21 protein-coding genes and 1 pseudogene are annotated in these 24,481 nt (G+C 66.9%); 11 read left to right on the top strand and 11 right to left on the bottom strand.

Annotated features, from left to right (window positions below):
• Positions 1-577: 577 nt before the first annotated feature.
• Both WS54_RS09650 and WS54_RS09645 read right to left on the bottom strand, forming a co-directional pair.
• On the bottom strand, positions 578-1,159 hold the full coding sequence (locus WS54_RS09650) for an HD domain-containing protein (RefSeq protein ID WP_059786044.1): 582 nt from the start codon (positions 1,157-1,159) through the stop codon (positions 578-580).
• 78 nt (positions 1,160-1,237) lie between these two features.
• Complete coding sequence (locus WS54_RS09645) at positions 1,238-1,804, bottom strand: helix-turn-helix domain-containing protein (RefSeq protein ID WP_059786043.1); 567 nt, start codon at positions 1,802-1,804, stop codon at positions 1,238-1,240.
• Between the two features lie 246 nt (positions 1,805-2,050).
• Between WS54_RS09645 and WS54_RS09640 the strand changes: the two genes are divergently transcribed.
• From WS54_RS09640 to WS54_RS09630, 3 genes are all read left to right on the top strand, one after another.
• Entirely contained in the window at positions 2,051-3,454 is a 1,404-nt protein-coding gene (locus WS54_RS09640) for an HdeD family acid-resistance protein (RefSeq protein WP_034204355.1), read from the top strand.
• 94 nt (positions 3,455-3,548) lie between these two features.
• Positions 3,549-4,121: a hypothetical protein gene (locus WS54_RS09635; RefSeq protein ID WP_059786041.1), complete on the top strand. Its 573-nt coding sequence runs from the start codon at positions 3,549-3,551 to the stop codon at positions 4,119-4,121.
• 126 nt (positions 4,122-4,247) lie between these two features.
• Positions 4,248-4,979: a ribonuclease T2 gene (locus WS54_RS09630; protein ID WP_034204357.1), complete on the top strand. Its 732-nt coding sequence runs from the start codon at positions 4,248-4,250 to the stop codon at positions 4,977-4,979.
• 265 nt (positions 4,980-5,244) lie between these two features.
• Here the strand turns inward: WS54_RS09630 and WS54_RS09625 are convergent, their stop codons facing one another.
• The gene (locus WS54_RS09625) at positions 5,245-5,880 is read right to left on the bottom strand and encodes an isochorismatase family cysteine hydrolase (protein WP_059786038.1); all 636 of its coding nucleotides are present in this window, start codon (positions 5,878-5,880) and stop codon (positions 5,245-5,247) included.
• Between the two features lie 288 nt (positions 5,881-6,168).
• Here WS54_RS09625 and WS54_RS09620 point away from each other — a divergent pair, with 288 nt between their 5' ends.
• Complete coding sequence (locus WS54_RS09620; RefSeq protein ID WP_034204359.1) at positions 6,169-6,651, top strand: cupin domain-containing protein; 483 nt, start codon at positions 6,169-6,171, stop codon at positions 6,649-6,651.
• Positions 6,652-6,785: 134 nt separating this feature from the next.
• Here the strand turns inward: WS54_RS09620 and WS54_RS09615 are convergent, their stop codons facing one another.
• The 3 genes from WS54_RS09615 to WS54_RS09605 all read right to left on the bottom strand — a co-directional run bounded on the left by WS54_RS09615 (position 6,786) and on the right by WS54_RS09605 (position 9,205).
• Positions 6,786-7,160 (bottom strand): cytochrome c, encoded by a 375-nt coding sequence (locus tag WS54_RS09615; RefSeq protein WP_080747633.1) that lies wholly within the window; start codon positions 7,158-7,160, stop codon positions 6,786-6,788.
• Between the two features lie 192 nt (positions 7,161-7,352).
• On the bottom strand, positions 7,353-8,168 hold the full coding sequence (locus WS54_RS09610; protein ID WP_159086661.1) for a hypothetical protein: 816 nt from the start codon (positions 8,166-8,168) through the stop codon (positions 7,353-7,355).
• 122 nt (positions 8,169-8,290) lie between these two features.
• Positions 8,291-9,205, bottom strand: coding sequence for a glutaminase (locus tag WS54_RS09605; RefSeq protein ID WP_059786033.1), 915 nt, complete (start codon positions 9,203-9,205; stop codon positions 8,291-8,293).
• Positions 9,206-9,426: 221 nt separating this feature from the next.
• Here WS54_RS09605 and WS54_RS09600 point away from each other — a divergent pair, with 221 nt between their 5' ends.
• Together WS54_RS09600 and WS54_RS09595 are read left to right on the top strand one after the other, a co-directional pair.
• Positions 9,427-10,137 (top strand): response regulator, encoded by a 711-nt coding sequence (locus WS54_RS09600; protein ID WP_034204362.1) that lies wholly within the window; start codon positions 9,427-9,429, stop codon positions 10,135-10,137.
• A gap of 64 nt (positions 10,138-10,201) precedes the next feature.
• Positions 10,202-11,332 carry an ATP-binding protein gene (locus tag WS54_RS09595; protein ID WP_034204363.1) on the top strand — a complete coding sequence of 377 codons (1,131 nt, stop codon included), beginning with the start codon at positions 10,202-10,204 and terminating at the stop codon, positions 11,330-11,332.
• 102 nt (positions 11,333-11,434) lie between these two features.
• On the opposite strand, the gene WS54_RS09590 is transcribed toward WS54_RS09595, so the two are convergent.
• Positions 11,435-13,834 carry a patatin-like phospholipase family protein gene (locus WS54_RS09590; protein WP_059786212.1) on the bottom strand — a complete coding sequence of 800 codons (2,400 nt, stop codon included), beginning with the start codon at positions 13,832-13,834 and terminating at the stop codon, positions 11,435-11,437.
• Positions 13,835-14,107: 273 nt separating this feature from the next.
• Here WS54_RS09590 and WS54_RS09585 point away from each other — a divergent pair, with 273 nt between their 5' ends.
• The 4 genes and pseudogenes from WS54_RS09585 (at position 14,108) to WS54_RS09570 (ending at position 18,323) form a co-directional block, all read left to right on the top strand.
• A complete protein-coding gene (locus WS54_RS09585; RefSeq protein WP_059786030.1) occupies positions 14,108-15,142 on the top strand; it encodes a rod shape-determining protein in 1,035 nt (344 codons plus the stop codon).
• Between the two features lie 94 nt (positions 15,143-15,236).
• Positions 15,237-15,594: pseudogene (locus WS54_RS09580) on the top strand (autotransporter domain-containing protein); the annotation flags it as partial.
• 158 nt (positions 15,595-15,752) lie between these two features.
• Positions 15,753-17,975, top strand: coding sequence for an amylo-alpha-1,6-glucosidase (locus tag WS54_RS09575; RefSeq protein WP_059786025.1), 2,223 nt, complete (start codon positions 15,753-15,755; stop codon positions 17,973-17,975).
• A 96-nt stretch (positions 17,976-18,071) separates the two neighbouring features.
• Entirely contained in the window at positions 18,072-18,323 is a 252-nt protein-coding gene (locus WS54_RS09570; protein WP_006482135.1) for a hypothetical protein, read from the top strand.
• A gap of 483 nt (positions 18,324-18,806) precedes the next feature.
• Here WS54_RS09570 and penR read toward each other — a convergent pair whose 3' ends face one another.
• Complete coding sequence (gene penR / locus WS54_RS09565) at positions 18,807-19,697, bottom strand: beta-lactamase transcriptional regulator PenR (RefSeq protein ID WP_059786022.1); 891 nt, start codon at positions 19,695-19,697, stop codon at positions 18,807-18,809.
• A gap of 135 nt (positions 19,698-19,832) precedes the next feature.
• On the opposite strand from penR, the gene blaPEN-B reads away from it, so the two are divergent.
• Positions 19,833-20,771: a PEN-B family class A beta-lactamase gene (blaPEN-B, locus tag WS54_RS09560; protein ID WP_059786019.1), complete on the top strand. Its 939-nt coding sequence runs from the start codon at positions 19,833-19,835 to the stop codon at positions 20,769-20,771.
• Between the two features lie 471 nt (positions 20,772-21,242).
• Here blaPEN-B and WS54_RS09555 read toward each other — a convergent pair whose 3' ends face one another.
• The 3 genes from WS54_RS09555 to WS54_RS09540 form a co-directional block, all read right to left on the bottom strand.
• Complete coding sequence (locus tag WS54_RS09555) at positions 21,243-21,443, bottom strand: hypothetical protein (protein ID WP_059502489.1); 201 nt, start codon at positions 21,441-21,443, stop codon at positions 21,243-21,245.
• Positions 21,444-22,370: 927 nt separating this feature from the next.
• Entirely contained in the window at positions 22,371-23,738 is a 1,368-nt protein-coding gene (locus WS54_RS09545; protein ID WP_442861313.1) for an ATP-binding protein, read from the bottom strand.
• 5 nt (positions 23,739-23,743) lie between these two features.
• Positions 23,744-24,406 carry a response regulator gene (locus WS54_RS09540; RefSeq protein ID WP_034204371.1) on the bottom strand — a complete coding sequence of 221 codons (663 nt, stop codon included), beginning with the start codon at positions 24,404-24,406 and terminating at the stop codon, positions 23,744-23,746.
• Positions 24,407-24,481: the final 75 nt, after the last annotated feature.

The following is a 24,481-nucleotide window of genomic DNA, read 5'->3' as shown; positions in this document are numbered from 1 at the left end:
GAAAGATAGCGATTGTTTGATGTCGCGGATATAGCTTTAATATTTATTAACAAATTTCAATTTAGTATTCCTGTGTTTTTATAGGTTAATTTTTATGGTGTTGTTTTTTCAAGGATTTATTTTTTAGAGATAATCAAATTGTTGCCGATTGTTATTTTTGTTAAATTTGTCAAATCGGACTGGTCGACGTTTTCCGATTGCAATGAGGGTTGATTCGGAATCCTCGCGAGCGGCAGGGCCAAGGGTCTCGCTTATCCGGGCAGGAAATTGGAGCGCCGCTGGAGAATGGCGTGGATGGTGTGTCCAGTCCGGCAAAAGCAGCGGGCGGACTGCCCGGATGGAGGCGAAGGCATTGAACAGATGGCCTTCGCGTGGGGTGCACGGTAGAGAAGGCGGGCAGATATGTAGCCCGTCCGTGCCGGTACCGAATGCGACGCGCGGCGGCTTTGCCCGTCGTGTCAGTCGGAAATGGCTTCTGGGTGGAGAGGTTCGCGCGCCGCTAGTGACCAGGGACGCACCGAACAGTCGGCGACGGGTACGGCAACAGGGTGTCTTGTGCTACCGCCGTGCCGCGCGCTTACGCGCGGCATCCACCCGCGTCGATCCTGCGCTGCGTGTCGGCATCGACGATCTCGCGGATCGCGCGGAACAGCGGCGCGGCGTCGGTGTGGCGACGCCCGTAGCCGAGATTGAACGCATAGTCGAAATCGGGCGGATTGCTGCCCTGGTTGTGCTGCAGGATCGTTTCGAGCTTGTCGAGCGCCTTCGCCGCGCGGGCTTCCGGCGAGGCGGCTGCCTCGTATTCATCCCATAGCGCGACGATCTCGTCGCGCACCGCGCGATCGAGCGGCGCGGTCAGCGTCAGCAGGTCGTCGCGTTCGTGCGCGCTCTTGTCGGGGTGTGCGTCCTGCTCGACCGCGGGGATGTCGCCGTGCAGCGCCTCGCCGAGGTCGTGGACGACGCACAGTTTCAGCAGCTTCAGCGTGTCGACGCCGGGCAGCGCGTCGGCGAACACGAGCGCCATCAGGCACAGCCGCCAACTGTGCTCTGCCGTGCTTTCGGGGCGTCCGGCCGACGTGTAGCCGCTGCGCAGCACGTCCTTCAGGCGTTCGGCTTCGCGCAGGAAAGCGAGCCGCGCGTGGATCGTCTCGGGATTCATGGTCGGCGTCCTTGCGATGAGCCGTCAAGCGTACGCCGGCCGGCCGCGCTTCGTCCACGCATGAAATATGCGTGGGCGTCAGTGCGCGTCGAGCGTTTCCACGAGCCGCACGGCCGAGCCGTCCGACAACGTCATCCGTGTCCACCGGCACCGGCTACCGCGAATCGGCACGACGCGCGACGCGTTCGCGCCGGTGTCGAACTCGACGCTCGGCGGCCCCGCGCGGTCGTGCCAGCCGAGCGGGGCGAGCGCGGCTTCCATGCGAACGATTTCCGGCGTCGCGTAGCGCCACAGCGACGTGTCGAGCAGCGTCGAAAGCGGCTGCGAGAACTCGGCCGCGCGCGCCGGCGAGCTGGCAAGCAGACGGTGCGTGAGATCGCACACGAGATGCATGCGGCCCGCGCTACCGGCGATCAGCCGCGCGAGTGCGTGGTCGCCGGCGGAATCGAGGCGCGCGGCGAGCAGCCGTTCGGCCGTCGCGCGCTCGTCGGGCGACATCTGCTGGAGGCCGGCCTCCCAGCGCGAGATCGTCGATTGCGCGACGCCGAACAGCTCGGCCGCGTGGCTTTGCTTTACGCGGTGCAGCGCGCGCCAGCGTTTGAGTTGCGGGCCGAGCGAGGACGGATGAAGCGGTGAGGCATTCATGACGATGCTCCTGTGACAGCACTTGCGGTGCGCGCCCCGGCGGAATCGTTTTCGCGAGGCTTTCAACAGGTCTCACCATATCTTATTATTCGGCCAGAGCGGCGCGTGCCGGCTGCCATCGATCGTGTGGACGACACGACGCGCCGGCAACGGTGACCGCCTTCCGGCCGGTGCGTCGCCCGACGCGCGGCCGCAACGACAGGGAGCGCGAGGCCGCGCGTTTCCCGAAAAAGATACGAGGGCGCAATGGTACGACTGGTGTTGCTGCTGCTGGGCATCGAATATCTGCGAACCCGCTGGCGCGGGTTGACCGTGCTGGGCTGGCTGTGGGTCGTCGCGGGCGTCGGCATTTTCGTCGATGCGCTCGACGGCGCGCTGCATTTTCCGATCGAACTGTTCGCATGGCTGTTCCTGATCGAGGGACTCGCGACGCTCGCGGTGGCCGGCAGCGGGGTCGGCGGGCAGCGCATCCTGCGCTACGTGAAGGGCATCGCGGTCGTGGTGGCCGCGGGGCTCGTGTTTGCCGGCCATCATCACGGCCATTTCCTGCTGTCGATGATCTTCGGCACGCTGTTTCTCGTCGACGGGCTGTTGCAATGCACGTCCGCATGGATGGTGCGCTATCGCCGCTGGCACGTCGCGTTCGCGTGGGGCGTCGTCGAGATCCTGCTGGCGATCTTCTTCTTCCAGCCGTACCCGACGCACTACGCGGGCACCGTGCCGTACTGCCTCGGCCTGTTGCTGACGTTCGGCGGGATGCACATGCTGAGCCTTGCCGCACGCGTGCGGCGGCTGACACGCAACCCGGCGTTCGCGACGTCGCCCGCGCCGGCGCTGGCGCCGGATCTCGACGATGCGCCGGACCTGCCGCAGTTCGCGCAATCCGAATGGGACGGCCCGCCGGCCGACGGCGAGCGGGCGCTCACCGTGCACGTGTGGACGCCGACCGGCACGTCGAAGGCCGAAGCGCAGCGTTATCCGGTGATCGACCGCTACATCGCGGCGGTGGATGTCAACGGCGTGATCTCGACCGGCCATGCGGCGCTGGAGTCGCCGGAGGGCATCTATATCAGCCTGTATCCGGCCGTCGAAATCGATCGTTCTCCGGACGAATTCACGCGCATCCTGCGTGCGACGCGCGAGAACGACGTGCCGGGCCTGTTCCAGCCCGACTATGCGACCGAGTCGAAAGCGTGGTGTCCGTCGACGGTGCGCGTGCGCATCCGCAACTACGATCCGGCCAAGCTCGATGCGTTCTGGTCGTCGTACCGGCAGAACACGACGTACAACCTCACGCACCGCAACTGCTCGAGCTCCGTGTCGAATGCGCTCGAAGCCGCGCTCGACGGCGCGGTGTGGCGGCTGAAGGGCGCGCGGGCCGGGTGGGGCGCGTTCGTGCGGCTGCTGCTCACGCCCGAGCTGTGGGTGGCCGCGCAGATCCGCAAGCGTGCGGTGACGATGGCGTGGACGCCCGGGCTCACGCTCGACTATGCGCGCGCGCTCAGCATGCTCGCCGATCCGCGTCCGTTCGCGTGGTGGAAGGTGGCGCGCTCGGCCGTGAGCGCGATCATGGCGTCGCGCCGCGCGTGGCGCGAGCAGGACAGCGCGGCGCTGTCGCCCGGCGGATCGGAGGCGGCGTCGATGAAGTGAAACGCGTGGCGCCGGACGCAGGCCCGGCGTCACGAGGCGCGCCTTCGCGCGGCGCGGCGATATTGCCTGCCATCAGCCCCCACGGACGACGACAATGAACAACACGAGAGCGTTCCGCATCCTGATTCCCGCCGCGCTGACGCTGGCGAGCGCCGGCCTCGCGCAGGCGGACACGGACGAAGTGCCGCGCATGAGCAACGACGTGTACCGGACGTCGGTGTCGTTCTGCTCGAACGTCGCGGCCGCCGAGAAGATCGCGTGCCAGGGCGACATGATCGCCGCGGGCAGCCGGATCGTCGCGGCGCTCGGCGGCCTGCCGCCGGCTTCCGCCACGACGATCGACGAAGGCGCGCGCAATAAGCTGCCGCCGGAAGAGCGCAAGGGGCTCGCGCCCGTCGAGCCGGCCGCGATCGACACGGACGACGATCTGGCCGGCCTCGCCGGCATGGTGCGCCTCTGCGACGTGTACGAGCCTGAACCGGCGTCGCGTGCGCGGCACCACGCGGCGCTGAAGCAGAAGGCGCCCGACGCCGCGCCGCGTGTCGAGGCGTTGCTGGCCGATGCGTCGACGGCGGCGCGCCAGCGCGTCAGCATCGGCGTGTGGCAGATTCTCGCGCTCGAGGGCCCCGAAGCGTCGGCGCGCGCGTGCACGCAGCTCGGCACGTGAGCGATCGCGCATTCTTTCGTCCACCTTCACATTCGTGCCATGTTGCTTCGGCAACAATCGCGGGCAGACATTCGACAACCTTGCGGCGCATCCCGCGACCGCAAGCCCTTTCCGAGGAAACACGCCATGCTCAAGACGCTCGCCCGCGCCGCTGCCGCACTCGCCGTCGCTTCCGTTTCACTGCACGCCGCCGCGCAGACCAGCTACGACTACCTGTTGCTCGCCGCGTCGTGGGAGCCGGGTTTCTGCGCGTCGCACGACACACCGGAATGCACGAACCTCGCCGGCTCGTATGCGGCGACGAGCCTGTCGCTGCACGGGCTGTGGCCGAACCGCTACGACGGCAATCAGCCGTTCTATTGCGGCGTGCCGCAGAGCGACATCGACCTCGACAACGCGCACCAGTGGTGCAGCATGGACGCATACCCGATCAGCAGCGCGACCCGCAACACGCTGTCGACGTACATGCCGGGCGTCGCATCGTGTCTCGACAAGCACGAATGGTTCAAGCACGGCACGTGTTCGAATTCGGCGACGCCCGATGCTTACTGGAATCAGGCGTCGGGCATGATCAGCCGGTTGGGCAACACGTCGTTCAACGCGTTCCTGCAAGCGAACGCGGGCAAGACGGTCACGCGTAACCAGTTGCTGTCGGCGTTCGAAGGCGCGTTCGGCAGCAACACGCGCAGCGCGGTGTCGCTGAAGTGCACGAAGACGAACGGCGTGAGCTACTTCACCGAAGCCTGGATCGCGGTGAAGACGAATGCGACCGCGCAGTTTCCGAGCGCGGCATCGCTCGTGACGGACGGCAATACGCAGGGCACGTGCCCGACGTCGGGTGTGTTCATCGCGAAGTGACGGGGCGCGGCTGACGTGCGCGATATCGCGCACGTCGCGGTCGGTCGGGGCTGCGGCGGGACGGGCGGTATGGGCTTCGAGCATGTCGCGCGTGCCGTTGATGGCGCCGACACCACCGCTGCCTGCGTCGGGCGGCTGTGCTCAACGCTCAACGCGCCGCGGACGGCACGCCGAACCACCGCGTGGCCGTCGGCACGTCCGTCAGCGCAGCCTCGAGCCCGCCGTCGGATGCATGGATTCGAACGGCGGTGCGACGAGTCCGTCGTCACGCCAGCAGCCGCAGCGCATCCGCGAGCGACAGCACCGTCGTGCGCGATTCGAACGCGGTGGCGAACAGATGCTCGTGGACGATCGGGTCCGGGTCGTAGCAGCAATCCTTGACCGTGTAGAGGCCGAAATCGGCGTCGCTCGCGTGGGCGATCGACGACAGCATCACGCCGGTCGAGGCGATGCCGACCATGATCAGCGAATCGACGCCCTGTGCGACGAGCCGCGCCTGCAGATCGGTGCCGAAGAATACGCTCGCGCGATGGGCGACGATCAACGGTTCGCCGCGCTGCCTGGCCAGTTCGGGACACGGGGCGTCGTCGATGAAGAGGCCGAGCTGCTTGATACCCTGGCCGTTCTTGTTGCGCGGGCTGACTTCCGGATAGCCGGGGCTGAAGCGCAGATTCGCGAACCAGACGCCGACGCCGGCGGCTCGCGCCGCGTCGCAGAGACGGCGCGTGTTGGCGAGCAGCTCGGGCGCGACCGACGGGAAGAGCCCGAGGATATCGGTCTGGTAATGCATGACCAGCAGCGCGGTTTTGGATGGCACGATGGGCGGGATCGGCGAGGAGGAACTGCTGCCGGCGTCCGCGCGGGCAGAGGCGGCGATTTCTGATGCGTTGTCCGGATTCATACGTGGGGTTCTCCAGTAATCGCTTAGGAATGTCGGAAAATCGGTGGTGCGGTATATGTCGCGAGTCACGTCGGCACCAGCGTGCCCCGTACCGGCGGAAATATAAGTTCTGGTGCGATTCCTTCGGAATGAACCGTGCGGGCGCCGCGCAGCCGCCAACGGCCGGGATCGGCAAAACGGCCACGCGCGACGGTCGCAGCCCAACATCCGAAATGCCGCGCCACGAACGCATTTTTGTCGTTTCCGCAAGCCGCTATCATGGACGTTCCTCTTAAAGGAGAACACCCGATGAGCCGGCCGGATTTCATCAAGCACTGGACTGAACTCGAAGAACCGGATGCGCATTCCTATCGCGGCGATACCGAGCCAATGGCGCTCGATGCGCCGCTTTCGGCCGCACTCGGCATCACGCGTATCGGGATCCATCATGTCAGACTTCTGCCCGGACGGCGGACATCATATCCGCACGCCGAAAGTACCGAGCAGGAGTTTGTGTACGTGCTCGAAGGCAAGCCCGATGTATGGATCGACGGCGTGCTTCACCCCATTGCCGAGGGCGATTCCGTCGCGTTTCCGGCAGGTACCGGAATTTGTCACACCTTCATCAACAATACGAAGGATGAAGTCAGATTGATGGTGATCGGCGAACGTCCTCGCGACGACAACCGTATCCGGTACCCGCTCAACGAAGCGTACGAACTGACCCGCGCGGACCGATGGGTGGACTGGCCCACCCGGCCGCTCGGAGACCATAACGGGATGCCGGACTGATGCTCACGCGTGAGCGTCAGCCGACGACCTGTCAGCCACGATATCCCGGCGAGCGACCGCCGTACTGTGCGGGTTCGGCCCGTCGATGCAACGAATGGATGAATCGCCCGGCCGATCCATCTCGGGTCACCGCGCTATTTCTTTGAAATCAATTCAGTCATATATTGATTCAGATCGCGAAAATCTTTAACCGTCCATGAATGTGGGGGCAGCTTTATGCCATTTTCACGCAAGGTTTTCGGAATCAGATCTCCGTTCGGGCGAAGTATGATGGATGAAACGATAACGCCCGGATAATCACTAAGCCGTTTTTTGAAAGCGGGTGTCGTAAGATCGGGCGTAGGCGGACTGCTTTTATTGGCCAACGGTCCCGTTCCTCGGGCGTCTGCTCCATGGCACATGGCGCATCTCGCCAGGAAGATCTTTTTCCCGTTGTCACTATCCGCAAAGGCTGCGGGTGTTTGAGAAAACAACGAAATTCCTAGTGAAGCGATGAGCAATATTTTCATTTTCTTAATTTCTTGTATGAGCCTTCGGAAGGGTATGCCGATATTTACCTGCCGCCATTGCGCCAAATGAGACGCGCTCAATTTCGCCGCCTCAAAAATCGACCTTCCCGTATAAGTCGTCAACCACTCCAGCGCCAGCGTCCCCGCATACCGGCAATATGAGCCGACGTACGGGTACCGCTCGCCGTCTCCTCAATGTCTCCCAAAGAGCTCGAGACTGCCGTCCTGTTTCCTCGATACCATAACCTCTTCCCCACGGCGTAGTTCGTGTTCACCCACACGTTGGTTCACGGCCAGAATGCAGGTGAATCGATCGAAAGTGTCGAATTCAAATGGCCCTGCGTCGCATTCAATACCGAAAATTTTCCGCGGGCGGGGCAGCTCTCCCGAAATCGGCGCTGCGACAGCGCCGTCGACAGCGACCGCCTTGACATGGGTTCCGGCAGGGAGATCGAGCTCATGATCTTGAAGCCCAGAGGCCAGCGTGCAGTCCACGGTGTCCACAAGGTTGACGTATTCGGAGGGAGTGCGCTCCTGATTGTGCGTAAATAGGCCGGGTGCGCACTCGATCCCGGCGAACGATGCCGGCTTCGCAAGCGTTCCCGATGCAAGGTAGCGCGTCTTGTTGTCGACACGAAACACGGCGAAGTCTCCACTCACGGTGAGCCCGAGAAGCGGCGTGTTCGGCGGGACGGTCCCGCTTCGGACCGAGTGTGGCGCGTAGTCGTCCAGGACAACCGTCGAGCCTGGCGGGAACGTCATTCCGTCGAATACCGTTGCCCGTGTGAGGTGGTGGGTGTACCAGGCGCTTATTGCGTGGTCATAGCCGTCGGCAATTGCACGATTGTTGAAAAGCGCGACAACCTGCACGAACACCAGGCCACCGAGAAAGACCGCGCCGCATCTCCAGGCCTTATGCTTGCGAACGCGACCGTTCAACCCGAAGGCCACGACGATTAGCGTGATCGGTACGGTGACTGCAAGCGTCAAAAAAAGCAGGATCGCCAATGCCGATATCCCGTACAACGCCATTATCGAGTCTCCGTTTGATCAGCTTCTGCCGCGAACCATGTTGACGTGCTGCCGATATCGCCCATTGCGCCGGGTGAGGCGAGGCTAACTTCGCCGCCTCAAAAAATCGACCTGCCCGTATAAGTCGTCAACCATTCCAAAGCCAGCGTCCCCGCCAACGAATTCCCGTTCGCATCCAGCCCCGGCGCCCACACGCACACCGCCATCTCCCCGGGCAGCACCGCGACGATCCCGCCGCCGACGCCGCTCTTCGCCGGCAGCCCGACCCGATACACGAAATCGCCGGCCGCATCGTACGTCCCGCAGGTCAGCATCAGCGCCGACAGCCGCTTCGCGGAACTCGAATCGACGATCCGCTCGCCGGTCGCCGGCGCGACGCCGCCGTTCGCAAGAAACAGCGCGGCGCTGGCGAGCTCGACGCAGTTCATCGTGATCGCGCACTGGCGGCAATACGCGTCGATCACCGTGTCGGGCGGCATCTGCATGTTGCCGAAGCTCGCCATGAAATGCGCCATCGCGCGGTTGCGCTCCGCGTGCTGCAATTCCGATGTCGCGACGCGCGAGTCGTAGTCGATGTCGTTCGCGCCGATCAGCCGCCGCACGAATTCGACGAGCGCCGTCTCGGCCTTCACGAAGCGGCGGCACAGCACGTCGGTGACGACCAGTGCGCCCGCGTTGATGAACGGGTTGCGCGGCTTGCCGCGCTCGCTTTCGAGCTGGACCAGCGAATTGAACGCGGTACCGGACGGCTCGCGGCCAACCCGTTCCCACAGCGCGTCGCCCAGCAACTGGAACGCGAGCGTGCACGCGAACAGCTTCGAGATGCTCTGGATCGAGAAGCGCTCGTGCGCATCGCCGACGGTGTAAACGTTTCCGTCGAGCGTCACGACGGCCATCCCGAACTTGTCGGCGGGCACTTTCGCGAGTTCGGGAATGTAGTCGGCCACCCGTCCCTGGCCAATCCAGGGGGCGAGTTCGGCGTGGATGCGTTCGAGGATCGTCTGGTAATTCATCGCGTCAGGCAGGGTAGAGGCAGGCCGGATTCCGGCGAGCCCGTATGGAACCGTCCCGGCGCCGATTCGTCAAGCGCGGCCGAAATCGCGCCCTTATTTTCAAGACCGGCAAACAGGCGAGCGGCGGGCGCAGTATCATGCGGTACGTTTCGGCCGCTGGCCGGCGTCCGGCACCGGCCGGCGCCGCCGCCGCGGCTTCTCCGATGATCCGAACGCCGCCCATGTCTTTTCGCATCCTGCTCGTCGAAGACGACACCCGCCTGTCCACGCTGATCGCCGGCTACCTGCGCAAGAACGACTACGAAGTCGATACTGTGCTGCATGGTGACGCCGCGGTGCCGGCGATCCTGTCCATTCGTCCCGATCTCGTCATCCTCGACGTGAACCTGCCGGGCAAGGACGGCTTCGAAATCTGCCGCGAGGCGCGCAAGCAGTACGACGGCGTGATCATCATGGTGACGGCTCGCGACGAGCCGTTCGACGAGCTGCTCGGCCTCGAATTCGGCGCGGACGACTACGTGCACAAGCCGGTGGAGCCGCGCATCCTGCTCGCGCGGATCAAGGCGCAACTGCGCCGCGCGCCCGTGCGCGCGGCCGAGAGCGCCGCGCCGCAACCGGAGCGTTACGCGTTCGGCAAGTTCTCGATCGACCGCACCGACCGCACCGTCGTGCTGCCCGACGGCAGCACGCCCGACCTGACGTCGGCCGAATTCGACCTGCTGTGGGCGCTCGTGTGTCATGCGGGCGAAGTCGTCAGCCGCGACGATCTGATGCTGCAGCTGCGCGGCGTCGAATTCGACGGTCTCGACCGCACGATCGACGGGCGCATCTCGAAGCTGCGCCGCAAGCTGCGCGACGACGCGAGCAACCCGCAGCGGATCAAGACGATCCGCAGCAAGGGTTATCAATTCAGCAAGCACGCGTGGGAATGACGCCGCCGTCGCGCGACGCCGTCACGTTCCGCGCGGACATTCCGCCCGCCGGCCGGGAGCCGCGATGATCCGACGAACCCGTTCTCGCCCCGATGCGCCGCCGCTGCCGACGCTGCGCTACGTCAAATGGCGCTGGCTGCATTTCCGTCGCGCGTGGACCGACACGCGCGCCGACCGCATTCCGAGCTGGTCGCGCCTGTACGTGCGCACCTACGTGCATCTGCTCGGCCTCGTCTTGCTGACCGCGCTGGTGCCTGCGCTCGCGTTGTCCGTCGAATTGTCGCCGCAGGTCGTGTGGCATGCGTTCGACTCGCTGCCGGGCGACATCTGGATCGTGCTGGCGTTCGTGTTCACGGCGCCCGCGCTCGCCGCGTACCGGTGGATGCGGCCGGTGTGGTCGGATCTGGTGATGGTGCGCGAGCGTGCGATCGACTTCACCGGCGGGCGCTTCAACACGCGCGCGCGCGAATCGCACAGCGTGATCATCGGCCCGCTCGCGCGCACGCTGAATGCGCTCGCGATGCGCATGGAGCGGCTGATCGCCGCGCAGCGCGATCTGACGAACGGGATCTCGCATGAGCTGCGCACGCCGCTCGCGCGCGTGCGCTTCGCGCTCGAAATGCTGCGCGAACCGGGTTCGGCGGCCGAATACCAGGGCGCGCTCGAGAGCATCGCGCAGGACGTGACCGAGCTCGAGGAGCTGATCGACATGAGCCTCACGTATGCCCGGCTCGAGTACAGCTCGTTGCAGTCGAACCTCGAGATGACCGCGCCGGTCGCGTGGTTCGAGCATCAGGTGAACGACGCGCAACTGCTGTATCCGGATCGCACGATCGAGTCGCGCATCGCGATCGGGCCGGATTTGCGCGTGAAGATGGATCGGCGGCTGATGTCGTATGCGATGCGCAACCTGTTGCGCAACGCGAGCAAGTACGCGAAATCGCGGATCGTCGTCGGGATCTCGCTCTTGCACGGCAACATCGGGATTTTCGTCGAGGACGACGGTCCAGGGGTGCCCGAGAGCGAGCGCGAACGGATCTTCGACGCGTTCGTGCGCCTCGACCGTCGCACCGGCGGCTACGGGCTCGGCCTGTCGATCACGCGACAGGTGCTCCACGCGCACAACGGCCGGATCGCTGTCGTCGATCCGGTCGAGCTCGGCGGCGCGCGGTTCGAGATCAGCTGGCCGGTCTAGCGCCACGCTGCGCGCGGGCCGACCGACGGCAATCGCGAAGACGCAGGCTGCCGGCGGGCGCACGCGCGCCACGGACGCCGCCGAAGCGGCATCCGCGCAGGCTCAGTAGGTGCGGCCGAGCTGCAGGTAGAAGTTGCGTCGGCCGCCGGGCGCGAGCGCCACGCCGATGTAGACGGGCCCGAACGCGGTCGACAGGCTCGTGAAGAACGTGTAGCTCTGCTTGAGCGAGCCGCCGCCGATCTGCTGGCCGCTGGACCAGACGTTGCCGACTTCCGCGCTGGCGCCCACCGACAGCGCCTTGATCGGCGATGCATTGAACGTCATCAGCTGGTTCATGTACGTGATCTGCCCGTACGCCAGCTCGTTGCCGTTCAACTGATCGGCCGCATAGGCGGACAGATGCTGGAAGCCGCCGAGCGTGAAGTTGAACGCGTTGATCAGGTTGGTGCCGCCGATGCTTTTGCCGCCTTCGATCGTCGCGCTGACGCTGTGTCGGCCGAACTGCTGCGCAATCATCGCCTTGCCGTAGATCTCGGTATAGGGCGCGTTGTTGATCCCGTCGTCGAATTCCTGCGCCGAGCCGCCGTTGCGCGACACGAGCGAGCGGTCGACCCGCAGTTCGCCGAAATAGCCCTTGCGCGGGAACATCGGATCGTCGAGCTGATCGATCACGAGCCGCGCCCGCGCGACCAGCGCCTGGGACGTGAAGCTCGGCCACAGCAGCGTCTGGCCGCTGCCGTCGTCGAACGGCACGTTGTAGGTCGGCGAGCCGTGCCCGGTCACGTAACCGACGCCGATCCGGAAATCGCCGAGCCGCGCGATCGGCAGGCCCAGATCGATTCCCGCGCGTGCCGTCTGCATCAGGTACTGCGTGATCTTCACGTCGCCGGAGTTGTCGTACAGGTTCGCATAGCGACGCTGGTATTCGGCGTACGGCGACAGGTACACGCCGTACGCGGTCGACAGCGGCTGGCGCAATTCGACGCGTGCCGACTGCAGGTCGCTGCCGATCGTCGTGTCCGCGCGGAATTCGAGCCCCGATTCGGTGAGCCACGGCCGCCGGTAGCCGACGTGCAGGCGGAAGCCGCCTTCGTCGGTCGAACTGCTCGACATGCCGAGCCCGAACAGCAGGAAGTTGGGCCCCCAGTACTTCTCGCGCGCGTTGATCTCGAGCACGTTGTCGTCGCCGCGGCTCACGATCTGCTGCGTGACGCTCTCGAAGTTGCCGCCGGTCGTGAGTCCGAGCAGATCCTGGCTGACGGTCTTCGGATCGTAGATGTCGCCGGGTTTCACGTGCAGCGCGTTGCTGACGACGCGCTTCGGCACGCCGCCGCTCGTCTTGATGTCGATGCGCGTGATCCGGATCGGCGGCGGCAGCGGCTGCGCGTGCGCGGACTGGTAGGCCGCGTACTGTTCCGGCGTGAGCGCGAAACGCCGCAGTTTCGGCAGCGCCGCGGTCGCGGCGGCTTCACCGGCGGCAATCGCCTGCTTCGCGTTCTGGAAATCGGTGAACGCGAGCGAGCCGAGGTCCGGCGTGAGCAGCACGTCTTGCGCGTCGAGCTGCTTGCGCTGCGCGGTCACGTTCTGGCGGATCAGGATGCCGACCATTTGCTGCATCACGTCGGCAGGCGACGCGAGCGCGTCGAGCGGGCGCAGTTGCGAGCCGATGTCGACGGCGATCACGATGTTCGCGCCCATCTGCCGCGCGGTGTCGACGGGCAGGTTGCTGACGAGCCCGCCGTCCACCAGCGCGCGCCCGTTGATCTCGGCCGGTGCGAACAGGCCCGGCATCGCCATGCTCGCGCGAATCGCGAGCGGCAGCGAGCCGTGGTCGAGCACGACCATCTGGCCCGTCTGCAGGTCGGTCGCGACCGCGCGGTACGGGATCGGCAGGTGGTCGAACGGCTGGTTGGTCGGCACGGCGGCCGTCCAGTCCGCGAGCAGTGCCTGCAGCCGGTTGCCCTGTACGAGGCCGACCGGCGCCTTGACGCCTTTCTTGCCGAAGCCGAGCGTCAGCCCATTGATGTACAGGCGTTCGTCTTCCCGGCTGGTTTGCGGCAGGTCGGCGCGGTCCGTCACGTCGAACGCGATATCCGCCAGATTGACCTCCGACAGCCGCTTCTGCATCTCGTCGGCCGCCATCCCGCTCGCGTACAGGCCGCCGACCACGGCGCCCATGCTGGTGCCCGCGATGCAGTCGATCGGAATCCGGTTGTCCGCCAGCACTTTCAGGACACCGAGGTGTGCGTAGCCGCGCGCGCCGCCGCCGGACAGCACGAGGCCGATCGACGGCCGGCCGGCCGGGCCGCCGTCGGCCGTGCAGCTGTGCGCCGACGCGGCAGATGCGGCGGCCGGCGCGTCGGCGGCAGCGGCAGCGGTCCGGGCAGCGGCGGCTTCGGTGGCCGGCAGCGGTTGCGCGGCGACCGTGCAGCACCAGAAGGCAACGAGCGTCGTGCAGAGCGGGCGCACCGGCGCCCAGCGGAAGAAAACGGTCGCTGTCATGGCGAACATACCTGGCGTGATCGTGCGTCTGAGGCCTGCCGGGAGCAGGCAAGACCGAGAGATTACCGTGTTTTACAGGCCCGACGCGAGAGGCCGTTGCGTAGCCGGACGTACCCGAAACGCCACATTCGGCAATTTCGTCGCGAAAAAATCATCGGAATTGCCTAAAGTATCGGAACGATTTGCCGCTAAGCTCGTGATGGGACGGCATGGACGCGCGGCAAAACGTGCGGCGCGGCTGTCCCGGCCCGTTCCCTCACAAAGGTTTGAAATATGTCGACTCCGCTGTTCGGAAAGTTGTTTGCGCAACCCGTTGCGATCGACCTGGGAACGGCAAGTACGCGGATCTATACGCACGAACGCGGCGTGGTGCTGAACCAGCCGTCGGTCGTCTGCTTCCGCAAGGGCGGCGCAACCGACGCGCGGCCGACGCTCGAGGCCGTCGGCGAGCTCGCGAAGGCATTGCTCGGCCGCGAACCGGGGCATCTCGAATCCGTGCGGCCCATGCGGCACGGCGTGATCGCGGACGCGCACGCGGCCGAACAGATGATCCGCAGCTTCATCGACATGTCGCGCACGCGCTCGCGCTTCGGCCGCCGCGTCGAGGTCACGTTGTGCGTGCCGTCCGACGCGACGGCCGTCGAGCGCCGCGCGATCCGCGAGGCCGCGTTCGCGGCCGGCGTATCGGAGGTCGAACTGATCGAGGAATCGCTCGCGGCCGGGCTCGGTGCGGGTTTGCCGGTGACCGAGGCGGTCGGCTCGATGGTCATCGACATCGGCGGCGGGACGACCGAAGTCGCCGTCATCGCGCTCGGCGGCATCGTGTACCGCGAGGCGATTCGCGTCGGCGGCAACCAGTTCGACGCGGCGATCGTCAACCATATCCGCAACCTGTATGGCGTGCTGCTCGGCGAGCAGACGGCGGAGCACGTGAAGAAGACGATCGGCTCGGCCACCAGCGCGGTGCCGCGCACGTCGACCCGCGCCGTCGGCCGCGGCATCGGCGACGGCCTGCCGCGTTCGGTCGAGCTGTCCAATCACGACGTCGCGGACGCGCTGGCCGCGCCGCTCAAGCAGGTGATCGGCGCGGTGAAGTCGGTGCTGGAAAACGCGCCGGCCGAACTCGTGACCGATATCGCGAATCGCGGCGTGGTGCTCACCGGCGGCGGCGCGCTGCTCGCCGGGCTCGAACGCCTGCTGTACGACGAGACCGGGCTGGTCGCGCGGATCGCCGACGAGCCGGCGACCTGCGCGGTGCGCGGCGCCGGCGAGGCGATGGGGCGGCTCGCGATGTGCCCGGTCGATTGAGCCGAGGCGGTGCCGGTCGGGCGCCGCGGTGCAGGCTTCACATTCTTTCGATCTCCCTGTTGCCGGCCCGCGTGGCCGGCATCGCCCATTGCACGGACGGGCGCGGGTGCTGCGCGCCGGCGGCGAGACGACCCGCGTCGGCGTCTCGACGCGCCGGCTGCGCGCGGCGTCGCCGCTCGGCGCGATCGCGAGCGGCATGCTCACCGCGCGCGGCACCGTCGGTTGGCGGCATGCGTGCGGCAACGTGCGGCCGTCGTCGGCGTTCACGTTCGCGGACGGCGGCACATCGTTCCGGCTGTCGGGCGTGCCGATTGCTCGCGACGGCGCGGTGCTCGAAGCCGACATCGACGCGAACGTCACGCAACGCCTGATGCTCGGCCTCGCGTTACGGCGGCCGGTATGACACTGGCGTGCGCAACAACGCGATCCTCGGCAAGATCCTGCGGCCATTCCGACCGGCAACCGATGTGCCTGTACGCGACGCCATGCGCCGTTGCTTCGTCGCATCCCGTCGAGGCTGTTTCGGCGCTGCGCACGTGCGCCGTTCTGGCCTATCCTGTGCGAAACACGCGACGCGCGCCGCGCGTTGCGCCTCGACACAGGAGCATCGATGCCGAATCACGCCGAAGCCACGACGACGCAGGCGCCGCAAGTCGCGCCGATTGCCCCGACCGCCGCGTCGGGTCCCGCTTTCATCGCTCCCGAAGCCGATCCGCAGGCGATCGCGCGCAACAACCAGTACGTGCTGAAATCCGGCGACGCGTTCGTGGTCAGCGACGCGCTCGGCGACATCGGCGGGCATGACGACGGCCTGTTCGTCGACGACATGCGCGTGCTGTCGACCTGGCGCCTGACGTTCGGCGGCCGTGCGCCGTCGCTGCTGTCGGGTGCGACGAGCGCCGACAACGCGTCGTTCACCGCGCACCTGACGAACCGCCCGCTGCCGCCGCTCGGCGGCCACGAGACACCCGAGGGCGTGATCCACATCGAGCGGATGCGCGTGCTCGCGGGCGACGTGCTGTACGAAGCGCTGACGCTGACGAACTACGGCGCGAGCGAAGCCGAGGTGCCGCTGTCGCTGTCGTTCGCGGCCGATTTCAAGGACATGTTCGAAGTGCGCGGCACGCAGCGGCCGAAGCGCGGCACGGTGGGCGCGCCGCGCGTCGACGCGGGCGCGGTGCGGCTGCGCTACGACGGCCTCGACCGCGTGGAGCGCAACGTGACCGTGCATTTCTCGCCGGCGCCCGACGCGCTGTCGGTCGACCGCGCCGACTACACGCTGACGATTGCCGCGCAGGCGTGCGTGTCGATCTACCTGACCGTCGACGCGACGCTCGGGCCCGCGCAGGGCGAAGGGCCCGGATGCGGCCGCGTCGCGCTGCGCACGGCGCTCGTCGGCGTGCATCGCGAGATGCGGGCACGGCGCGAGTCGATGGCGCGCGTCAACACCGGCAATCCGCTGTTCGACGCATGGCTCGATCGTTCGCTCGCGGATCTCGGGCTGCTCACCACGCAGCTCGACACGGGGCCGTACCCGTATGCGGGCATCCCGTGGTTCTCGACGCCGTTCGGTCGCGACGCGATCATCACGTCGCTGCAGATGCTGTGGCTGCAGCCGTCGCTCGCACGCGGCGTGCTGCGTTTTCTCGCCGAGCATCAGGCGCGCGAGACCTCCGCGTTCCGCGACGCGGAGCCCGGCAAGATCATGCACGAGTTCCGCCGCAGCGAGATGGCCGCGACGGGCGAGGTGCCGTTCGCGCTGTACTACGGCGGCGTCGATACGACCCCGCTGTTCATCGTGCTCGCCGGCGCCTATGTCGAGCGCACCGGCGACGATGCGCTGATCGACGAGCTGTGGCCCGCGCTCGAGCGAGCCGCGCAATGGGTGATCGACAAGTGCGACCGCAATCCGTACGGACTGCTCGATTATCAGCGCACGTCGGAGCGCGGCCTCGCGAACCAGGGCTGGAAGGACAGCCACGATTCGGTGTTCCACGCGGACGGCCGTTTCCCGGACGGGCCGATCGCGCTCGTCGAAGTGCAGGCCTATGCATGCGCGGCGCTGGACGCGATGTCGGCGTGTTCGCACCGGCGCGGCCATGCGGCCGACGCGACGCGCTACGCGTTGCGCGCGAAGACGCTGCGCGAGCAGGTCGACGCGCTGTTCTGGATGCCGGAAGGCAATTTCTACGGGATCGCGCTCGACGGCCATGGCGACCTGTGCCGTGTGTTCGCGTCGAACGCGGGCCATCTGCTTGCGTTCGGGCTGCCCGACGCCGAGCGCGGCGCGGCGGTCGCCGGCGTGCTGGGCTCGACGCTGTTCCAGACGGGCTGGGGCATCCGAACGCTCGCGGCCGGCCAGCCGCGTTTCAATCCGATGGCCTATCACAACGGCTCGGTGTGGCCGCACGACAATGCGCTCATCGCGCGCGGCCTGGCGCGCTACGGCGACAAGACGGCGGCGGTGAATCTGCTGCGCGCGCTGTTCGAGGCGGCGGTGAGCTTCGAGATGCGCTTGCCGGAGCTGTTCTGCGGATTCCCGCGCCGGCGCGGCGAACCGCCGACCGCGTATCCGGTGGCCTGCCTGCCGCAGGCGTGGGCGGCCGGCGCGCCGTTCATGATGCTGCAGGCGTGCCTCGGCGTGAGCATCGACGCGTCGCGCCACGAGGTGCGCGTCGAGCGTCCGGCATTGCCGGAAGGCGTCGACTGGCTGCGGATCGATGCGCTGCGCGTCGGCGACGAAACCGTGTCGCTGACGTTCCGCCGCGTCGACGGCCAGGTCGTCGCCGCAGCCGAGCAGCCAGGCCGCGTGAAGGTGGTCGCGGTGCTGTAGCGGCGTGCCGCGCGAACGTTGCGCGATGTCGCGCCACGTTCGCGCGCGGCGGCATAGAATCGTGACATGACCCCTGAACGATGGCGGAGGTAGACGATGACGACCGACAATCGGCCCGACGACGGCGAGCACAAGCTCGAGAATCTGGAAGCGGCGGTCGACCACCTGCACAAGTCGATCGAATCGCAGAGCATCGCGGTCGGCGCGGCGAAGGGCATCCTGTTCAGCCTGATCGAAACGCTCGGCGCACTGATCGGCGACCCCGACCTGCCCGAGCATGCGCGTTCGGGCTACGAAGCGCTGCGCGACAAGGCGAGCGAATTGCGCGGCGGCCTCGACCGCCATTGACGCACGGGCGGCGCAGGCGCTGCCCGATTCGGCAGACGCAGCACAAAACCCCGTGCGCTCAATCAGTTAGGTGCCCGATACGCAGGATATCCACAAGCTTGCCAACACAATCTGTGGAGAACCGCCCGGCCATCGGCCGGGTGCGCCACGCGTGCGCGGCGTGCGGTTCGACAATCGTTGCGGTGCCACACCATTGACCGGCCAAGGTCCGTGAACTGAATCCCCTTCTGTATCAAGATGTTACGCGCCCGATCTGGCGGATATCCACAGGCTTGCCAACAAAATCTGTGGACAACTCGCAATCGATTGCGTCGCAGGCGTTGAGGATCCGGCCGGAATGCGACGGGTGCGCGAAGCCCGTGCGCAAAGGCTGCCCGCGCCGCGCATCGGCGCACGAATGCGTGCGCGATCAAAGGCTTAGGCCCCGGATACCCAGGATATCCACATCCTTGCCAACACATTCTGTGGACAAGCGCGGCCGCGTTATTCGAGGGGTGCCGCGCCGGCCGCTTCCGCCACGATCCAGTCGCGAAAGAGCGTCATCGCGGGCGTCAGCGGTTTTGACTTCAGCGACGTGAGCCAGTAGCCGCCCGCGCGCACGTCGATGTCGAACGGCCGCGCGAGCTGGCCGAGCTGCAGTTCGCGCGCGAACATGCAGGCGGGCGCGAGCGCGACGCCCGCACCTTGTATCGCGGCCTCGACCATCAGCCGTGACGAGTCGAACACCGGCCCGTTGACGGCCCACGGCTCGAGCTGCGCGGCGTCGAACCAGCCGAGCCATTCGTCGGTGCGGTACGAGCGCAGCAGCGTTTCGTTCGCGAGGTCGGCCGGCTGCGCGAGACGCCGCGCAATGTCCGGCGTGCACAGCGCGGTGAGCGGCGCATCGAGCAGTTGCTCGTTGCGCGTCGCCGGCCAATTGCCGACGCCGAAGCGGATCGCGAAATCGAGGCCCTCGGCGGCGAGGTCGACGACGTTGTTGTTGGTCCGCAGCCGCAGCTCGACGAACGGGTGCGTGTCGCCGAACTGCTTCAGTCGCGGCATTAGCCAGCCTAGGGCAAAGGTGCCGACGACGCCGAGCGTCAGCACCTCGTGGAAGCGCCCGCCGTCGAACTGCTTGAGCACCGTCTCGATGCGGCTGAACGCGTCGCTCAGCACCGGCAGCAATGCGCGCCCCTCGTCGGTCAGCCCGAGACCGCGCGGCAGCCGCGTGAACAACGTGCAGCCGAGCCGCTCCTCCAGCGAGCGCACCTGCTGGCTGACCGCGGCCTGGGTCACGCTCAGCTCGAGGCCGGCGCGCGTGAAATTCAGGTGGCGCGCCGACGATTCGAACGCGCGCAACGCATTGAGCGGGAGATGAGGACGGAGTTTTGTCATAAGTATTTCTTTTGTCAGCGCTCAATTATCGTTGCTTGTCAGGCAACCGTAAAGTCTCGATAGTGCTGTCTCGGCGGCCGGCCGTTTTCGACACGCCACACCGTTTTGCCGCCATTCCACCACGAGACAACCGACATGACCTACTCAACGAAACGTCGAACCCTGTTGCTGGCCGCCGCGACGGCGCCGCTCGTTCTCACCGTCACCGCGTGCGCGTCGCGGCAGGCTGCGGCGCCGGACCCAGCCGCGGCGGCAGCGGCGGCTGCTGCGGACGCCATCGCGCCCGTCGCGGCGGCGACGACGCTCGCCGATCTCGAGCGCGACGCGGGCGGCCGTCTCGGCGTGTGCGCGATCGACACGGCGAGCGGCCGCGTCATCGAGCATCGCGCGGGCGAGCGCTTCCCGTTCTGCAGTACGTTCAAGGCGATGCTGAGTGCGGCGGTGCTCGCGCAGAGCGTCGAGCGGCCGGGCCTGCTGCAACAGCGCGTGACGTATACCAAGGCCGATCTCGTCAATTATTCGCCGGTGTCGGAGAAGCATGTCGGCGCGGGCATGACGGTCGCCGCGCTGTGCGAGGCCGCGATCCAGTACAGCGACAACTCGGCCGCGAACCTGCTGATGAAGCTGATCGGCGGCCCGTCGGCGGTAACGGCCTACGCGCGTTCGATCGGCGACGACATGTTCCGTCTCGATCGATGGGAGACCGAACTGAATACCGCGCTGCCGGGCGACCCGCGCGACACGACGACGCCCGCCGCGATGGCCGCCAGCATGCGCGTGCTGACGCTCGGCGACGCACTGCCGGCGGCGCAGCGTGCGCAGCTCGTCGCGTGGCTGCGCGGCAACAAGGTCGGCGACAAGCGAATTCGCGCGGGCGTGCCCGCCGGATGGACGGTCGGTGACAAGACCGGTACCGGCGATTACGGGACGACCAACGATGCGGGCGTCATCTGGCCGACGTCGCGCGCGCCGATCGTGCTGGCCGTGTACTACACGCAGACGCGAGCCGATGCACGGGCGAAGGACGACGTGATCGCGTCGGCCGCGCGCATCGTCGCGCGGACGTTCGGTTGAGCCGCGCGGCACGGCGCGCGTGGCGAGGGCCGCGGGCGCGCCGTGCCGCAGTCGTGATCCGCACGATCAAACGTTGTGCGATCAACGACTTAGGTCGCGCATGCTCAGGATATCCACATGCTTGCCAACAAAAATTGTGGACAAGCCCGCGCGCCGCGGCGCCCGGCGCGACGCGCGGCCGGCGTGCCGCGTTTGAGTCGGCGCGAACAAAGTCTTTCGGATCAAGCGCTTGATCGCGGTATGCGCAGGCTATCCACACGCTTGCCAACACAATCTGTGGACAAGCACGGCAGCCGGCGCGTCACGTGCCGGCGCGGCCTGCAACGAGCGATCGGGTGTCGTCGTGCCGTTTTCGAGGCGGCGCGGACAAAGTCTTTCGGATCAAGTGCTTGATCGCGGTATGCGCAGGCTATCCACATGCTTGCCAACACAATCTGTGGACAAGCTCGCGCGCGGCCGCGACCGCAACGCTCAGGGCTGCCGATCGTCGACGGCGGGCCAGCGCGCGAACGCGAACACCCACAACATGATGAAGTTCAGCACCGGGACGAACATCGTCAGGATCCACCAGCCCGAATGCCCGGTGCGCCGCACGATGCGGACGTACGGATAGACGACGATGGCGACGAGCACGAGCGAGACGAGCAATTGCCACGCGGTGAAGTGTTCCATGGTCTTCCTCGGAGTGAGGTGTCGCGATACGGTGCCGGCGGCACGACCGGCCCGGGGCGGCCACGCGCATGGCCGACGATGCGCGGCTCGCGTGCGGCTTGCGTGATCTTGATGCGCGGCGGGCACGGGCGTCAAGGCATCGGCAGGGTGCTGCGCGGGCGCCCGATCGTCCTTGTTCGCGCATGCCGATGCCGCGCGTTGCCGAAACCGTGACGCGCGGCACGAATCGCAGGCCGATCAACGGGTTAGCGCAGGCTTGCGCAGGATATCCACAAGCTTGCCAACAAAATTTGTGGGTAAGTGGCGCAGCGCCGGTCCGGTATGCGTGCGGGGTGTCGACGCCCATCTGACGTACATTGGGACGGACATCGTCGTGGCATCGTGATGCGATGTGCGGCGAAGCGGTGAAGGCGATGGCCATTGTCCGGGCCTTGTCTGCATCACGCGTGCCAAAGTCCATCGGATCAAGGGTTTAGCGCCGCGGTGCGCAGGATATCCACAAGCTTGCCAACATTTTCTGTGGAGAAGTCCGCATTCGCGATTCGGCCGATGCCACGCGCTGCCACGCTTCGCACGCCGGCTCACGCTGCGGAGATACCGGCCACGCCAGACCTTCTGGAACAGGCGCGGGCAGGCGACGGCGAACGACGGACAGACCGACGGCTTCGCGTCGAATCCCGGACCGCGTAGTTCAGGTAGGTCGGGCTTTTGCCGAGCGCGCGATGAAGCTGCGTCGAGATGACGCTTCATGAATTCCGCGTCGGCTTGCCAGACGGCGACGACAACCAACGCGGGCGCGCGCTTGCCCCGGTCCGGCGCATTTGCCGCGCACGCACGACAAACCCTTACCGATCAAGGGCTTGCTGCCGTTGCTGAAAGGTTGTCCACACGCTTGCCAACATAATCTGTGGACAAGCCGCCCGCGTATCAGCTCGGCTGCGGGAAGCGCACCGTGACGGTCAGCCCGCGCCCGCCGTGCGTAGTCCCGAGCGCGACGGTCGCGCGATGCTGTTCGGCAATCCGCTTGACGATCGACAACCCGAGCCCGCTGCCCGACGACGTGGCGGCTTGCGCGCCTTCGCCGCGATAGAAGCGTTCCCACACGTCCGCGCGTTCGGCCTCCGGGATGCCGGGGCCGTCGTCGGCGACTTCGAGTACGGGTGTCGCGCCGTCCATGCGCGCCGACACGTCGACGCGCGCGCCTTCGCCCGCATAGCGGATCGCGTTGTCGACGAGATTGTTCAGCAGCACGCGCAACGTGTCGGCATTGCCCGCCGTCGTCACGGGTGCACCGACGATCGCACCGAGATCGATCCGGTGCGCGTCGGCGACGCGCGCGCGGTCCGATACCACCGAACGGCACAGCGCGGCGAGATCGACCGGCGCCGACGCGCCGGCGGCCGCCTGCGCATCGGGCTCGAGGCGTGCGAGCGTCAGCAACTGTTCGGCGAGGTGGCCGAGGCGCGTCGTGCCCGCATGGATCTGCGCGAGGATGTGCTCGCGTTCCTTGGCAGTCGCCGCACGTTGCAGCAATTGCGACTGGATCGACAGCCCCATGATCGGCGTGCGCAGCTCGTGCGCGGCATCGGCGATGAAGTGCCGCTGCAACGTGAACGAGCGGTCGAGGCGGGCGAGCAGGTCGTTGATGGCCTCGGCAAGCGGGCGGACCTCGTTCGGCATCGATGCGACGTCGACCGGCTCGAGGTTGTTCGCATTCCTGCGTTTCAGGCCGGACGCGATTGCCCGCAACGGCCGCAACCCCGCGCCGATGCCGAACCACAGGCCGAGCGCGAGCAGCGGCAGCATCGAGAACACGGGCCACAGCAGGTGGACGGCGATGCCCGCGATCGCCTCCCAGCGCGCATGCCGCGCCTGCGCGAGCCGGATCGTCGTGCCGCCGCGCTCGGTCACATAGGTGCGCCACGGCTGGCCGTCGACGTCGACGCTCGCGATGCCTTGCTGCGCGGGCGGCGGCAGCTTCGAGTCGCGGTCGGTCGAATACACGAGCGCGCCGTTGCGCCATACCTGCAACAGCACCGCATCGGGGTCGCTCGCTTCGAAGCCGTGCTTGCCCTTGGCGTGGTTGCTGAACGACAGCTCGCCGTTCGGGCCGACGACGATCTGTTTCGACATGCTGCGCATCTGGTCGTCGAGCAGATCGTCGAGTTCGCGCAGCGCGCCCCAGTAAGTGCCGGCGCTCGCGACCAGGCCGATCACGCACGCGGCCGGCAGCAGCCACGTCAGCAGGCGCCGCCGCAACGACGCGTTGCGCCAGCGCGCGACCGCGCGTTGCATGCGTGTCACGTGCCGTCACCGATCCGGTAGCCGACGCCGCGCACCGTGCGGATCATGTCGTGACCGAGTTTCTTGCGCAGGTTGTGGATATGCACCTGCACCGCGTTGCTCTCGATTTCCTCGCCCCAGCTGTACAGCCGTTCCTCGAACTGTTCGCGCGAAATCACCGCGCCCGGTTCGCGCATCAGCTCGTGCAGCAGCACGAATTCCTTCGGCGACAGCGGCACTTCGTCGTCGTCGAGCCAGACGAGGTGCTTGACGGGATCGAGCCGCAGCGGGCCGATCGCGAGCGTCGTCTGCGCGCGGCCTGCATGGCGGCGGCTGACCGCGCGAATGCGGGCGAGCAGCTCGTCGAGCGCGAACGGCTTGACGAGATAGTCGTCCGCGCCGCTGTCGAGGCCCGCGATGCGGTCGGGCACGCCGTCGCGCGCGGTGATGATGATCGCGGGCAGGTTTTCGTCGCGGCGGCGCAGCGCCGCGAGCACCGACAGGCCGTCGCGGTTCGGCAGCCCGAGATCGAGCAGCAGCAGCCCGTAGCCGGTCGCACGCAGCGCGAGCGACGCGGCGTCGCCGTCCTTCACCCAGTCGACCGCGAAGCCTTCCTGTTTGAGGCCCTGTTCGAGCCCGCTGCCGATCAGCGGATCGTCCTCGACGAGCAGTACGCGCATGGATTCGTGTCTCTCCAACGGGGGCGCCGCGGCGCCCGGGGTTCTCATGATAAGCGCACGCGTCTTAGGCCGAGC

The sequence above is a fragment of the Burkholderia sp. NRF60-BP8 genome, from assembly GCF_001522585.2.
In the GTDB taxonomy this organism is placed as follows: Bacteria; Pseudomonadota; Gammaproteobacteria; order Burkholderiales; family Burkholderiaceae; genus Burkholderia.
The sequence above is the reverse complement of the archived record's forward strand: the minus strand, read 5'-3'. Positions and strand labels throughout refer to the sequence as shown.